The 16,801-nt window shown below is 53.7% G+C and carries 2 protein-coding genes; both read left to right on the top strand.

What is annotated here, in order from left to right; translation table 11 throughout:
- Window positions 1-7 precede the first annotated feature (7 nt).
- Window positions 8-7,591: an S-layer homology domain-containing protein gene (locus AC3WRW_RS11755; RefSeq protein ID WP_492546507.1), complete on the top strand. Its 7,584-nt coding sequence runs from the start codon at window positions 8-10 to the stop codon at window positions 7,589-7,591.
- Window positions 7,592-7,691: 100 nt separating this feature from the next.
- The gene (locus tag AC3WRW_RS11750; protein ID WP_492546506.1) at window positions 7,692-16,781 is read left to right on the top strand and encodes a chitobiase/beta-hexosaminidase C-terminal domain-containing protein; all 9,090 of its coding nucleotides are present in this window, start codon (window positions 7,692-7,694) and stop codon (window positions 16,779-16,781) included.
- Window positions 16,782-16,801: the final 20 nt, after the last annotated feature.

Genomic DNA, 16,801 nt, shown 5'->3' with positions numbered 1-16,801 from the left:
AGTTCATTTGAAGCTGGTCAGAAAGACACTTGTACTATTGTTGGCGCTCATCATTATCGCAAGCTCGAATTTCCAAGTAGCTTCCGTCCTTGCGGCGGAGCTTGGCGGGCCCAAGGTCACGGTGCTGCAAAACGATTTTATTAAAATTACCGTCGATAACGCCACAGGGCGGTACGGCATAAGAACGGTGGAAGGGCAGCCGGTTCGAAAGAAGGATCAGAACGTCGATATGCTGTTCCGTGGCGATGATCCGGAAACGTCTTTCACGACCTTTCGGATTGACGGAACCGACTATATCTTCGGCAATCCTTACAAGTTTGCCGCCAATTTTTTCTCAGAGACGACGAAGCCCCGTATTGTCATAAATACAAACGGGTCCAAGCAGATCGAAACAGTATGGACGATCAAAGGCGTTGAAATCAAGCAAATCCTTATGCTCTATAGCGACACGGCCGACAAGAAAAATGTCGGCAACGTAAACATTCGCTATGAAGTTACTAACAGAAGCGGCGCCCAGGTACAACTGGGCTCCCGTATTCTGCTCGATACGATGGTCGGAGGCAACGACGGGCCCGAGTTCCAAATCGGAACCGGCTATAAGGTTCCTCTGTCTGTCGAGAGAAAGCTGGTTCATGAGCCGGATTCGAGCATATCGGAAGAGGATAAGGCATATTACAAGCTTCCGCCTTATTGGGTCATGCGCGATAAGCTTGATTTGTCGAATCCGCTGGCAACGAACGTGATTGCTTACGGGTTCAACAACTTCGCGGAGCAAAATATCAATATTGTGGACGAAATGATCGTTGGCCATTGGAACGGTCTGGCGAACACGAAATGGGATTATACCCCGAATCCGAATCTCGACTTTACGAGAGATACGAACGACTACGGCACGGCGGATTCGGCGGTAGCCTTTTATTGGCAGCCGAAGCCGCTTGCGAGCCAGAAGACGCAAACATTCGAAACCGTCTATGGACTTGGCGAAATCATCGCGCCGGATAAAGTGTTTTCGATCCGGTTTATGAATACGCCGCAGCAGTTGGCGACTTTGAGCGACAACAGCGATTATGCAAGCGAAGGCATATTTGATATGAACGCCGAGCTGGAGAATCTTGCTTCCTTTAATATGGAGCAATCCTACATCGAGGCAGAGCTGACGCTGGACAACGGCCTTAATTTCGTCAAGCTAGACGACCAGGGACAGATCGTGCGCGATGCGAAAGGCAAGGCGCTTACGGAATCATACCGCAGCAAGAAAATGGTAATCCGTAAACCGGCTACACCGGCGGAAGCGGAGCTGGGCATTATCCCGAAATTCAAACCCGGCGATACGGTCACCACTACGTTCAAAGTGCAGGCGAAGGGCAAGCCTTGGCCAACGACGAAGCAGTATATGATGACGGTAAGAAGTCCGGAAACGGAAGCCAAGCTGCAAGGACAAACGGATGAAGGCATTAAAGCCCAGTTCGAGTCGAATAAATCGAATTTTATTTTATTGCCGGCCATCGGGAATGCGGTGCCGACGTATGTGTTCGGCATGTCGCCGAAAGAGACGTACAGCACCGACGTCAAATATTTGGCCGTCAATTTATCGAATATCGAGGCTTACAATCCGGGCAACGAAACAACTGAGCCCAACTTCGACTTGTTCCTCAAGGAGAAAGCAACAGGCAAGCGTTATAAGGTACCGGTTAAAAACTCGGTCATTTTGCAGCCGACCGATGACGGGTACTCGGGAGATATGCGCATTACCTATAGAGGCGGGGACTTGGTTGACAGCAAGGGTACCGTCATTCAGGCCGGTCTCGGGCCAGAGCTTCCGCTCGGCCAATATCAGGTTGAAATTATTTATAAAGGCGACACTGGCGGCGACGCGGAAATCGCTTCGATGTACAGCATAACGACCAGTCAAACATTCACCGTATCGGATGACGACAGCAACCGGATCCGGGAAGCGAAAATTATGGCGGTCTACAAGCAAAAATTCGATTTGAGCCATGCGCCGATTTCGCTGAGCGGAAGCTTGCTCGAGGAGCTGAACAGCGCGTTTCCGGGAGCTCCTTTTAAACAAGGAATGAATTTGGCCGATGCTGTAGGAATTTATAAGGCTGCCAAGTTATTTATGGGTGCCGCTACCAAGGCTTTGGACCCGGAATTCGATAACGCCGCCTTTAACGATCTGGAGTCATTAAAAGAAGTGCCTGTTTATCATTATCGCTTGTTCGAATCGGAAGAAGCGATGGAGGAGTTCTTTAGTGAAGAAGATCGGGAGAAGCTTGTCGACATTCGCGGGATGATCAAGCAGGCGGGCAGCGGAGCCGATCAGCAGGTCATCGTCGATACGAAAACGGAACCTGCCATCATTAACGGAGCCGTCGCATATAAAGGCAAGGATATGGTGTTTACCCGAGGCAAGCTGGACATTTTCGGAGTTAAACAGAAAGTGAACGGCTACGACAGCATGCCATTCTTCGACACGTTGTTTGTGAAGGGGGACGGGACGCTCAGCGTAGCAAGCAGCGGTTTTGTGTTCCACAAAGGGGAATGGACGCTCGATTTCTTCAACGGTTTTGAGAAAACGCTGGGCGAAGGATATACCATACCGCAGGCGGAGTACCCGGAGAAGAAAGGCAACGAGGAAGACGACAGCCTGAACGGCAGTTTGAAATGGGCTTCGGGTGCGCTTGGAGACAGGCTGAATCCGTTCAAGCAGCTGATGGTTCAGCTTGTATATTTTAATAAGCACAGTTTATTCTCTGTACCGAACTTTACATTTTCAGGCTTCGGCGTTTCCTTTAACGATTTTATTCTAAGACCAGGCGGCGTTTCTTTCGGCGGTACGATTTCTTTGAAAATATTAAACGCCGAAGTGAAGAACGTCGTGTTCAACGACAAAGGATTCGTCGGTATCGATGCCGCTCTCAAGTTCGATCTAAATGAGGAATTAGGCTTGATCGGACCGAAAAAAGAGGGCGGGGATGCCAAGAAAGAACCGGAAGGACCGAAAAAGCCGAGCGGTGAAATCGACATCACGCATTATGTGCAGCCGGTCGATGGCGTTTCCAACACATATGGTTTGAAATTCGATGCCCAGCTCAAAAGCATGACGGAGATCGGGGCGGAAATTGCGTTCAAGAAGGTGGATGACGGCAGGATTTTGCCGGATGTGCTTGCCTTCAAAGCTTCCCTCAGCAACCCCGGCATCCTCATTACCGGCGCCACTTATTTAACTGGTGTGCGGGGAGCGCTGCGCGAACTGGCCGATACGATTGCCGGCGGAACGAAGGACGATCCGTTCCCGTTAGTTATCGAAGCGGGAGTTAGCTTACGGTTTGGTATCGCGCCTGCTTACCATTATGGCGACATTGATCTGACGTTAAAACGGACAGGTATTAAGCTGGATGGGAAGCTCGGCTTTTCGACCAAAAGCAATGCGAGCAAAGACGATTTAATTCCGATGTTGACCCAGGCGCTTATTGAAGCCCAGTGGGTGACTCCGTGGTTCGTGCGCTTGCAGGCTGAAGTGGATATCGGAGGCTGGGATGTCATTGTCGGACGCGTCGGAATTTTTGTCGGACAAAACCTGGAGAAGCACCGAACCGATTTTGAGGGCTACATCGGCGCGAAGATCCAGATCCCGAGCGCGGTCCCTGTTGTCGGCGGGATGCCGCTGTCCAGCGTCTTTTTCGGATTAAATAACGATAAAATTTGGGGCAGCGTAGGCATTCTGTTTATTTCCCTGGGCGTTACTTACTATTGGGGCGGCGGGATCGAATTCGGCACCTCTGGCGAGCAGCTTCCCGAAGGATTTACCCACGTGCTCATCAACGATCCGGAACACGGTCCGCGCTTGCTCGTCGTCGGGCAAGGTGTAAAGACAGTGGCCACATCGTGGGTGGAAGCAGAGAAAGAAACGCACGAGATCGTATACCGTGACGTTGCTCCAGGCGTACAAGTCATGGACAACGGCGCAATGAACATCGGAATCGGCGGCATCACAGTGAAAAACAGCGGGCGCCTGCACGAAATTCCGACAAGCGGCATATCCGGCAATGCCATTATCGAAGTGGAGTACACCGATAAGGACATACCTGGCTTAACGCTTAAGGATTCAGCCGGCAAGCCGTATCCGATCGTGATCGACAATACGAACACGAATCCGGCGGCTACCGCATTTACGCAGCACATCCCGGCCGCTCAAGCGAGCGATCAAGTGGATCACCGGAAGGCGTTTATCGTCATTCCGCAAGATAAAATCAAGAACAGCGGCACATGGACGCTCACGTCCACATCGGCCGTTCAAACCAGACTGCTCAACGTTCCGACGCTGCCGCAGCTGAACAACGTCAGTTTGACGAAGAATAGCGGAGAAGCGAATAAATTCACGGCAAGCTGGTCGGTGAACAACGCCAAGGCGGGAGATACCGTTAATCTCTACTTGACCAAGGATGCTGTAACCGGAGACAAGGCGAAGCTTGAAAACGGTCAAGAAGTGCTTGAGCCGGGCGAACCGGGCATGCTGCTTGCCAAAGACATCCCCGTTGCCGAAGGCGGCGGAGTGTCAGGGGCGACGACAAACGGCAGCAAGGTTATCGACGTAACGAAGGTTAATATGATGGGCGCCGACGAGGACATTCGCGGACTGCTGCAGCAAGGCAGCTATTACTTGCGGGCCGAGCTCAAGTCTGACAGCGCGTTCGGCACCAAGACGTCGGCGGAGAAATTCGACATTGTCGATCCACTGGCTCCTCAGGAGGTCAGCGACGTTACCATTGTGCCTGCGGGCAACGGATTTTTCGAGCTTAGCTTCAAACCGGCTCCGATAAAACCCGCTCTGAAAAATTACGAGCACAGCTATGTTATTAACGCCATGCAGGAGCAGGACGGCAAGCTGGCCTCTTATCCGAATTTCGGCGAGCTTATGTTTACCGAAGCGGAGCTGGCAAGTCATTGGAATGCCGCAACCGGCAAATACGAAGGCATTAAGATAGGCGGTTGGACGGCGACGACAACGAGCGAAAGCGTCGATCTCAAAAGCTTGAACAGCGCCCCTGCGGATCCAAAAGATATTAAATATACAGGTCTACAGGTGGGGCAAGAGTATATCGTAGGCGTTTCGTCTGTCGTTAAGCCTTCCAAGGAAGCCGACAAAAACGAGAATTATCATTATGCTGCCAGAACGGACAGCGCGAGGAAGCTGCTGCCGGTACCGGCCAAACCGGTGCTTGAAACCAGCAGGGAAAAGCTTGGCGCGCCTGGGCCGAAAATCGACTTGTTGACCAATCAAGTCACGCAGCAAAATATCCAGCTGTTCTCCGATCAGCAGGATGTTACCGTGGAAGCTTACTATGACAATCAATTGATTGGTAAGACTGCACTGCAAAATACCGGGACCGGCAGCCAAGGCACCCTGCAGTTGACTCCGTTTACGACGGACGGGACTTATGCGATCGAGCTGCTTGCGACCAATGCGAAAACGAAAGATTACAAGGTCAAAATGCTTTATCTAACCGTAGATACGATCGCTCCCGTGCTGTACTTGGACGAGCCTTCGACAGGGGCAAGAACGAGCGGCGGGAAAATTCGTTTTTCCGGCAGAACCTCGAACGACGCTGAACTTACGGTCATCGGGAAAAAGAAAGAAACCAAGCTTCATGTAACGGATAACGGAAGTTTCTCAGGAGATATTGCGGTGGAATCGACGGATCCAACCGTCCAGCTTACCGTTAAGGCGCGCGACGGCGCGGGCAATGAAAATTCGGCCATCGTGTCGATTACGAACGATCAGTTCCAAGTACCTGCAGGGCTCGTCATCAAGCAGCTGCCGGTTATGAATCCGGGAGACAGCGAGAAGCTGGAAGCGAAACTGCGTGTATCCGACGGCAAAGATGCCCAGGGTAAGCCGAAGTTCAAGGAGATCCCGGTCTCGGCGGACAAAGTCAGCTACACGGTCTTGTCAGGGGATGCGGCACAGCTGAGCGACGACGGCAAGTCGATCAAAGCGCTTGCCAGAGGTGCAAGCCTCGTTCAGGCGGAATATCAGGTTGCAGAAGGCGTTACGCTGCAAGCGATGGCGGCGGCAACCGTAGAGATTCCCGCACCGAAGGCACTTGGCAGTATTCAAGCCAGTACTTCGACAATCGCTAATGACGGCTCCCATACGAAGGTGGCTGTGAGCGATGCAGGGGAAATGCTCGGATTCCAGCTCGTTTATAAAGTATTTGCCAAAGGTGCGGGCGCACTTCCGCAGCTTAATCAAGATATTGGCTCTTGGAGCTTCCTGCCTCAAAACGGGATCGTTTCCGCACAATCGGGCGATAGCGTCGTAGTGGCGAAGCGAACCTCATTGGACAAGTTGGCGGTAGGGGCAGCAGCACTGTCTGCCAACGTTTGGCAGCCGCCATTTGGAGGCGCCGGGCCTATGCCGGTCACGGGCAGTTCCGATATCGTCATCGGCCAGCAGCGCATTAGCGCCGAGAAAAAGGACGACGTGGTCGTAGCGGATATCGATGCGAAGTATGTGGATGCCTCTGGCGCCAAGGATATCGTGATCGCTTCCGAGGATCGCACGGCTAAGGGCTTTACGTTCCGTCTGGATAAGGAAATCGCCCGGCAGGCGATCAGCAAACAACGGAATATCGTCATTAAAGTGCCTATGGCTGAGCTCGTTCTGACGCCGAAGATGTTGGCTAACATGAAAGACAATCTGGAAGTTCGTATTTTTAGAAACTTAAGCGAAGAGCTTGACGGCCTGAGCAAGCTGGCTGGCAGTCTGGACTCCACCTTGCTCGCCGGCGGCCAGGGCGTATCGATCAAGACCAACATCCCTGCTGCCGACTGGAATGGCTATGCGGCCACCCGTATCCCGCTGCCGGATTCACTTGGGCCTGCCGATATTACGGCGGTTGTGCTGAGAAGTCCAGACGGCGCTTGGACACCGGTACCGTGGAAGCTGGCAGGAGACGCGGCCTCGGTCGAAGTTCAATTGACCGGAGAAGGCAATCTCATCTTTATCCGGAACGTGAAAACGTTCGGGGACGTACAGAATGACTTCTGGGGGAAAGAGGCCACTTACCAAGCGGCGGCCAAATTGTTTGTGCTCGGCAAGGCGGAAGATCGCTTCGAACCGGAAAGTTACATTACGCGGGCCGAATATCCGACGATTCTGCTGCGGGTTGCAGGTATGATGAACAAGAAAGCTGAAGCCGAATTTACGGATATCGCTTCAGATGATTGGTTCAACCAAAGCGTGGGCGTTGCAGCGCGAATGGGCATCGTCAACGGTTTAGCCGACGGAAGCTTCGCTCCTCAGTCGACCGTGTCGAGAATTGAGGCGATGACGATGGCGGGAAGACTGCTTGAAGCGCTCGGACGCAGCCAAGAGATGTCGGAAGAGGAAGCGGATAAAGTGCTTAGTGCCTTCGCGGACGGCGCATCCGTTCCTAGCTGGGCTAAAATACCAGCTGCGATCTGCATCCAAAACGGAATCATCGAAGGGGACAACAACAACGTGAATCCGTTAAGCGAACTAACAAGAGCTCAGGCAGCAGCGATCGCAATCAGACTCGATGCGTGGCTTGCAAGCCGTTAATAACGAAAAGATACCGACACAAGTCTTTATGACCTGTGCCGGTATCTCTCATATAAGAGGTTGACAACCGGATTTTTTACCAAATTGAGGCGGTGTACAAATGGCATTGAAGCAAAAATCAATCTATGCGATTGTATTTGCTGGTTTATGTATCGTATTGCTGGCAACCTTTGCAGCTTACTATGCAAGTGCAAACACAGGTCGATGGACGGACGGCAGCAATCCGGATACGAGTTGGTTTGACGTCGATCCATCCTTCGGAACCTTTACGATTAACACGCCGGCTAAGCTGGCAGGCGTCGCGAAGCTGGTCAATGACGGAACCAGCCGAAACGGCGTGGAGGTCAATGGTTTAAGCGGAAAAAGGCTGGAGGTCAGCCAGGATCTGGATTTATCCGCTTACCAATGGGTACCGATAGGTACGGATACAAAGCCCTTCAAAGGGACGTTGATAACAACGGACGGCCAAACGAAGGAAATTCGCGGTATGAAGGTAGCCGACGATCGCCTTTACAGTGGCTTGGTCGGATACATGGACGGGGCAACGGTGGGCGGATTTAAATTCACCAGCACCGGCAGCATCAACATGCCTTCGGTTACTCAGGGCGTCTACGCTGGGGCAGCCGTCGGCAAAATGATCAATAACAGTTATTTGTACGATATAACGAATGATATGACCGTCACGATCGATACAGCATCCCGTGATACCCACGTAGGAGGGATCGTCGGTCAAAGTGAAGGCCATATCTCTAATCTCGTCAATAACGGTGCGGTTACGGTATCCGGTGGAACAGTTTACGCCGGAGGGGTCATCGGAAGCGTATACGGCAGCGGGCTAGAGGCTGTGAAATTGTGGAATAACGCGACGCTGAACGTCGTGAGCAGGACGGGTAACGATGTGTATGCCGGCGGTATCGCAGGCTATTCGCCTCAATTCATTAAGATGAGCGACTATAATACCAATATTTCGAATGCAGGAACGGTAACTGTCTCCGGCGGATCGAACCAATATGCCGGTGGTATTTTGGGTAAAGCCAGCGGGCAGGCGATTTTTTCACCGAACACCGTAAACAGCGGAACGATAACCATCGCAGCTCCTTCGGCAGGCGGATCGTATGCCGGCGGTCTGGCGGGCTTTCTCGGTACCGGTCTGGCGGATGTTGCATTCGTCAATACGGGGGTCGTCACGAATAACGGCGGATCCAACGTATATACGGGCGGTATTGCCGGCTATGTCGAGGGTGAATTTACGTATGTGAAGAGCTACACCAACAGCGTAAGCATTACGGCAACAGGTAAAGATCACCTGTATACCGGCGGGCTGGTCGGTTATGCGTCAGGATCGTTTAGTTTTAAAGGTGCGGCGAAAAATACGGCTGCACTTCAGGTTTCCGGAGGAACGCAGCCAGGTAAGCCGGATGAAGTGTTTACCGGCGGATTGGTTGGCTATTCCGCGAACCGGGTGCTTTTCGATAATACGACTGCGCTCGCTTTTGAAAACAGCGGGGCCATTACGGTAACCGGCGGTACCGGACTGTATACGGGCGGGATCGTATCCAACCGGGCTTATGCGAGAACAAGCGGCGAACCAAGCGATAACGTCTCCAGCATCGGAGATATCAAAGTTACAGGCAAGACGAAGCAGTATACGGGCGGCTTCATTGGCATCGTCCCGGAAGAAGGTCTTGATAAAACGATCGCAGGCGCATCGTTCGCAGGCGACATCACGGTTACGGCAACGGCTTCCAGCCCGGACAGCACCGTAAGTACCGGCGGAATCGTCGGCTACTATATGAATGCCAGCGGAAGCGGAAGCATTACCGGGACATCATTTAAACGGACACCTGCGGGCATGGTCCAGGGCGTTCCAACATACCGGAAGGGGACGCTGACATCGACAGGCGGCGGCGTACACACCTATACGGGCGGTATTGCCGGCTATGTAGACGGCGGCTTGATTTCCGGCGCAGCCGTAGGGAATACGGCGGACAGCCAAGCAGCGCTGACAGCCGACGGCTTCATCGGCGGCGTCGCGGGATATTTGAATGGGACTATTCAATCGTCGAGTGTCAAATATGTGACTGCAGCGCTCCAGACTGCTGACGGCTTCGCCGGAGGCGTTGCCGGTACGGCACAAGGCACAATTACCGGAACAACCGTAGGCGACGCGGCCTCGGCAGGCAGCGACAGCGTGAAATTAGCGGCTGCTGCAGGCATCGACCGCTTGACGGCAGGCGGTATTGTCGGACGAAGCGAAGGGCCGCTTAAGGTTACGGCGAGTCTGGTTACTCGCATCGGATTGCTTAATGAGGCGGGAAGAAGCGGCTTCAACTTAGGCGGGATGGCCGGAATACTCGCCCCCGATGCCCAAATCGGAGCTCCCGGGGCACCGGTTGAAGTCAAGCAGTTAGAGATCGCCGTCAAGTCGACTAACAGTAATGCGGGCGGGGCTGTCGGCATCAACCGCTCAGCGCAAATTACTCTGCTTCAGATAGAGAATATCGTTATCCAAGTACCGGCTGCAGGAATCAAGGTCGGCGGAGCGATTGGTATTCAGGAAGCCGTTATGAACGCCCCAAGTTCAGGGTTTGCCATCACGGCAAAAGATGTGACGATCACATCGCAAGGCAGCGCCAACCAAATCGGCGGGATTGCCGGGCATAATACAGGCTTCATCAACGCGGTACACACTCAAAATCATCACCTTGAGGCAAACGGTGTTAGTGCGGAGATCGGCGGGATCGCCGGACACTCCGAAGCGCCGAACAACAGCACAGTGCTGGCTGGCATCGGCGGAGCATGGGTGCGGGCCGGAGAGCAGCCGCTGCTGACAGCGACGGGAGCGAACGCCGTCATCGGCGGGATCGCCGGCTATGCGCGGAATACCGAGATCAAAGATCCGGTGATCGATGCCGAGCTTCCCGATTACGCGATGATATCCTTTACGGGAGCGAATGCCAAGGTCGGCGGGATCGCCGGAAGCACCGAGAACGGCAAAATCGTCGGCGACGCGGTGAAGCTCAATGCGGACAACGTGTTTATTACCGGCAGCGCATCTGCGACGTCCCCTTATATCGGCGGGATTACCGGATACAACGACAAGACGCGGGTGGAAAAAGTATCCTCGGGTTCTGTCAATCTCGTCGCAGGAAGTCCGAATGCGGTGATCGGCGGAATGGCCGGCTACAATCTGAGCAGCGATACAGCCGGCGTTATTATCAACAATCATACGGATGCTCTCAGCATCAAGGTGAATCCGACCGCTTCTCCATCTACAGTCGGAGGTATTGTCGGAATTAATGACCGCCGTGGAACAGATCCATCTACGGATCCGGGCAAAACGGTCAGCACGATCCAGAACAGCCGGATCGTCGGAACGATTCAGGTGAATGCGAATGCAGCCTTAACCGGCGGAATGGTCGGGGAGAATCGCAGCTTGATCGCCAATAACAGCATTTCCGATAAAATATCGGTGGTCTCCAAAGGGAATTCCGGTATTGTCGGCGGCTTGGCAGGCATCAATACAAACAACGGAACGTTGTATTATACGTATTCCAATGCGAACTTGACGGTCGAAGGCGAAAATACGCTGGCTGGCGGACTGGTTGGCGAAAACCGCGGTCAGGTGACTGCTTCTTATGTAGACATTGATATTACAGGCAGCGCTTATGGAACAGAAGGCAATTCCGTTTATTTGGGCGGAGTCATCGGCCGCAACAGCGGAACGATTGACAAATCGTATTCGGTTTCCAAAGTGACGGCAAAAGGCAGCTACACGATCGTCGGCGGTTTGGTCGGCGAGCATGCGGCAGGCAGCATCACAAATTCTTATGCGGCTAAAGAAGTAGTTGCAGGTGCCGATCATTCTTATGCCGGCGGATTGCTCGGCCGGATTACGAACGGCAATGTGACGACTGCCTATTCAGCCGGTAAAGTATCGGCCGTTGAAGGCTCGTATGCCGGCGGCTTTGCGGGACGTTATGACAATACAAGCAAGGAACTGCTTTATAAAGCGTATTATGTGAAAGATGCAGGCAACGATATCAACGCGGATTTGCCCGACTTTGCAGAAGGCAATATGCGTTGGCTGAATGTGCAGGCACGGCTTAGCACCATTTTGGCGGACACGCTCAAGAACAGAGATTATTTCCCGACGCTGTCGGGCTGGGATTTCGCAACGGTCTGGAGATACGGCTCGTTGAATGCCGTATATAAATATCCCGAATTGATCCGCGTGGCTAACAGCGGAGGAGAGACGGGCAGCGACGATGTGAATGCCAACATCAATTGGTACATGCGCGATCAAGGCGCTTATTCCTTTGAAGTGAAGAGCGAGGCGGAGCTAGCAGGCCTTGCGGCCATCGTCAACGGCTCAATGCCTGGCGTGACCAAGTTCTCTTTTGAAGGCCGGACGATCAAAGTGATGAATCCGATTCATATTCAATCGAAACAATGGTCGGCGATCGGCAGCAGCGAAGACAGCCCGTTCCAAGGATATTTTAACGGCAACAGCCAGCTCATTGACGGTCTGACGGTGACTCCGGTCGCCTCGTACTCCGGACTGTTCGGCGTGATCGGACCAAAAGGGAAGGTCGAGAATGTCAATATCGAACCTTTGTCCGTGGCTGGACAACAGTTTACCGGCGTGCTTGCCGGCGTGAATCAAGGCGCTGTCTCCAATATCAGCATCAAGCTGCTGGGCGGCGTGAAAATCAGCGGCGGCACTGTCGGCAGCGTGCTTGGCAAAAATACGGGTACGATATCAGGCATCTCGATTAGTCTTGAAGGAGGCAGCCGAGTCGAAGCAACAGGCACGAATTCGGTAGCCGGCGGGCTGATCGGCGACAATGCGATGACGCTTACCCCGGGACTGTTTGCCTTCAATCCGGTGGATGCTAGCATCGGCAGCTCGGCTGACAATGCCACGGTCGGTGGGCTGGTCGGCAGACAGACCGGCGATGTGCGCGGCTTCAGCGTGGATATTGCGGCGAACTACCGCATTTCGGCGACAGGCGCAAACAACACTGTGGGCGGTCTGATCGGGCAGTACGTATCCGGGCAAGCGGAGCATATCGCGCTTACCTTTACGGACGGTACCCTGCAAACGTCAGGTGCGGGATCGACTTTAGGCGGTGTGATCGGCCAATCGGGTCCGGGCAATACGATCAGTGACGTTACGCTGGCGGTTAAGCAGGAAGGCCAGCATATGACCGGCAGCGGCATTGTCGGCGGGATTGTGGGAGCTAAGGAAGGCCGTGGCACCAATGCGTTCGACATGGACCAAGTGAAAGTGGATAACGTGAAGCTGGCTGCCACAGGCAGCGGCGGGCAAGCCGTTATCGGCGGCATCGCCGGAAAGATCGCGAATGCAGCGGTTGAGCAGGCTTCGGTAAGCGGCGCGATCAAAGCGGCCGGAGACCAAGTCATTGCAGGCGGTATCGCCGGACAGGCAGACAATGCCATTCTGTATATGGTGAATGTGACTTCGGACATCGACGCCGCGGCCCAATCGGGCGAGTCCTCCATCGGGGGCGTGGCAGGGATTATTTCGTCCAGCGATGTCAATCGGGCATTTGATTTCGGCAAGCTGGCTCCGTTCTATAGAGGGATATACCAAGCAACCGTCTCCGCCAAAACGATAAAAGCAGCAGGCGCGGATAACGGAGCTGTCCTTTATGTCGGCGGTATCGCAGGCAAGAATGCGGCAGCGTCGATCTATCATTCGGTAACCGCTCCGGCCCTTGCGGTCAGCGGCGGGAAAACGTCCGCGGTCGGCGGTATCGCGGGATACAACAGCGGGAACATCGTCAGCACGGCTGCTCATAACAGCATCACGGCAGATTCCAGCCGCGTTTATCATGTCGGCGGGGCTGTCGGTCAAGCGGCTGGTGGCGAAATTCATTACACGAGCGCGACGGCAGCAGCCGGGGAGAAAATCTCGGTAGGCAGCGCAGTGACGAAACCGGGCGTCATTCCGGCAGCACACGTCGGCGGCTTTGTAGGAATAGCTGATAACACGCTATTTACGAATTCTTTTGCCGATATCCCTGTGCAGGTGATATGCGACAATCAGGACAATACGATCTATGCCGGCGGATTTGCAGGTTTGCTGGGGGATACCGACCCGTCAGGATCGGGCGCCATCAAACGGGCTTACGCCAAAGGAACCGTGGAAGTTCAAGGAATAACGGGCGCTTACGCAGGCGGTTTCGTCGGCTCTGCAGACCGTTATGCGATTAATGAAGCTTATACGACGGGAAAAGTCGCGAATCAAGGCTTTGACACTCGCACCGGCGGCTTTGCCGGAGTTATCGAGCGCATGGCAAGCGTGAAAAATGCTTACGCGATGCAGGAAAAAGTAACGACGACGGGGATCAATCACGCGACAAGGTCGTATACCGGCGGGTTCGCAGGGTATAACGACGGCGTGATCCAGAACGCCTTTGCAGGCACCTCTGCGGTCACGATGAACGTCACCGGCGCAAATGCGTTTATCGGATCGTTTATTGGCTACAATTTCAGAGACGGGAAAGTTACGTCGTCTTCCTACCTGGGAACGCTCGCTTCGACGGGCCGCAACTTAGGCACGGGAGAGGCGATGAAAGCGGAAGGCGACCTTACAGGGTCGTACCCATTCGGCAGCTGGAATTTTGACATCGATGCCTCCTTCCTGAGTCAGAGTGGAGCTTCGGATATTGTCATCCAGAGCGAGAAACAGCTGATCGGCATCACGACGTTCTATAACGATCCAGGAACTGAGTTTTACGGATTATTTAACCGGACGGCTGCTGCGAAGCCTGAGATGAACAAATTCTCTCTCGGGGCGGATATTGCTATGGATGGACGTCCATGGGTACCGTTCGCCGCTTTCTACGGAGAGTTCGACGGCAAAGGCAAATCGATTACAGGGCTTAAAGGCACGGCGCCAGGTGCGTCCGCTTACGGATTTGTTGCCGAGAACTACGGAAGCATCGCCAACATTACCTTTGTCGGGGCCAACATCGACGCAGGCACAAACACAGGCATTGTCGCCGGGATCAACCATGACGGAGCGAAGATCAGCGGCATCACGATCAATGGCGGCACCGTGAAAGGCGCGGATTACACCGGCGGAGCGATCGGCATCAATAGCGGAACCGCAGACCACATAGCTGTGAATGGCACGATCAATACAGCGGGCGGCGTTGCAGGCGGCATTGCCGGTGCGAATGAAGGCAAGATCAGCAAATCGTACTCCAGAGGCACCCTTGCGAGTACGAATGCCAGTCTTTTGGCAGCAGCGGGAGGAATTGCTGGGGAGAACAGATCTGCCGGCGAAATTAGCGAATCGTTCTCCTTTGCGAGCCTGACTATTTCCGCTGATCAAGCGACAGTGGGAGGCATTGCCGGGCTGAATCGGGGTAAAATCGCCAATACGTACTTCACGGGACGTGTGAGCGCAGAAGGGACAACCAAAACGTGGGCCGGCGGCATAGCCGGGTACGCGGCAGAAGGGAAGATTAGCGATTCTTTGAATGTCGGCGAAGTTGTCGCTTCAATTGGCGGCAAAATCGATCCGGGCGCATCCTACTTCGGCGGCATCGCCGGCATGAAGGAAGGCGCGGCGGTTATCGCGAATACCGTGTTCAACAAGCAAATGCTGAAAGCGGACACCGCCTACTATAATGCCGATGGCAAAAGAACGGCAGGCACAATCGGCGAAGCGATCGGCTTATCGGCCAAGGACTTCGTCTCAGGAGCGCTGCCGATCGGCCTGAATGCCGGATTGTGGCAGGCTGCTCAAGGATTTTATCCGCAGCTTGCAGCATTTAACGGAACAGCGGTATCCAAACTGAGTACAGCGGCCGTTATTTTAAACGAGAAGGATTCCATCCATAGCATCAGATCCGATTTTGGTTTGACTCGCGACAGTGAGGTAACTTGGTCTGCTGATCCGAGTGGAATTACTATCGTCAAGGCTTCGGATGCAACAAAAGGTTCAATGAAAACGGGCGGCAGCGCCGTACTGACAGCAGCGGTGAACGGCGAAGCCAGAACGTGGACGTTGAATGCGCCAGCCTTATCATTCGTCGATAGAGCGAAGAAACCTGGCGTCGTTTCCGGCGAAACGCCGTTTGCGGATCAAGTTTCCGTTGTGCTGGCTGCAGACGAACCGGGCAGCAAGATCGTATATACGTTGGACGGCAGTCAGCCGGACGCATGGTCCAAGGTTTATACAGCGCCTATCGTGTTGAAAGATACGACAACGATCAAGGCGATGACGATAGCGGAAGATAAGGAAAACAGCGAGGTCATGACGGCGACTTGGACGAAGAAGCCTCCGTTAATGGGCGGCGGCGGATGGGCTCCGCCAATCGTTGCCGATCCGGGCATTGCCGCCAACATCGGCTCCAAGACGGTTCAGACCGATAACAAAACTTCGGTGTCCGTCGCCAAGAACAGCAAATTGACGTTGACGGCGCCGGAGGGTCAGATCATTTACTATACGACTGACGGCAGCACACCGACGAAAAACAGCGCTCGCTATACCGGAGAGATTGTGATCATGGGGAATATGACGATTAAAATGATCACGGACAAAAACGATCAGGTTGTCACTATGAACTATCAGGTGGAAAACGCCAAGTATGATCTGAAAAGCGATGCGAGCCAAATTAAATACATTTCCGGTTATGAAAACAATGAATTCAGGCCGGACAACGCGCTTAGCCGCTATGAAATTACGTACATGCTCGATCCTCTGCTGAATAAAGAGGATGTGACTGTAGCGGGCGTGCTGAGTGACGTAACGAGCAGCAGACAAGATGCCGTGGCGTTCTTTACGTCGGCGGGCATCATTGAAGGGTTCCCGGACAACACCTTTGGCGGCGCTAAAAAACTGACGAGAGCGGAGTTCGTCGTTATGATGGCGAGAGTGCTGAAGCTGAATGTTTCCGAGAGCGGAGCGTCAACGTTGGACGATGTGAAGGGCCACTGGTCGGAAAAATACGTCAATGCCTTCATCAAAGCAGGGTATGTGGATGGCTTCCCGGACGGAACCTTCCAGCCTGACAACGAAATTACGAGGGCACAGGCTGTTGTGCTGATCAACCGAATTACGGGTATGGAGAAACAGGACGGCCCAGCGAAGTTCAGCGACCTGCTTCCAACGCATTGGGCTTACTCCGACATTATGGCCGCGTCCAAATAGGCGCGGTCAACCCGGAAAGG

Source organism: Paenibacillus sp. FW126-R14, from assembly GCF_058789495.1.
Note: the sequence above shows the minus strand (reverse complement) of the source record. Positions and strands in the feature narration are given on the sequence as shown.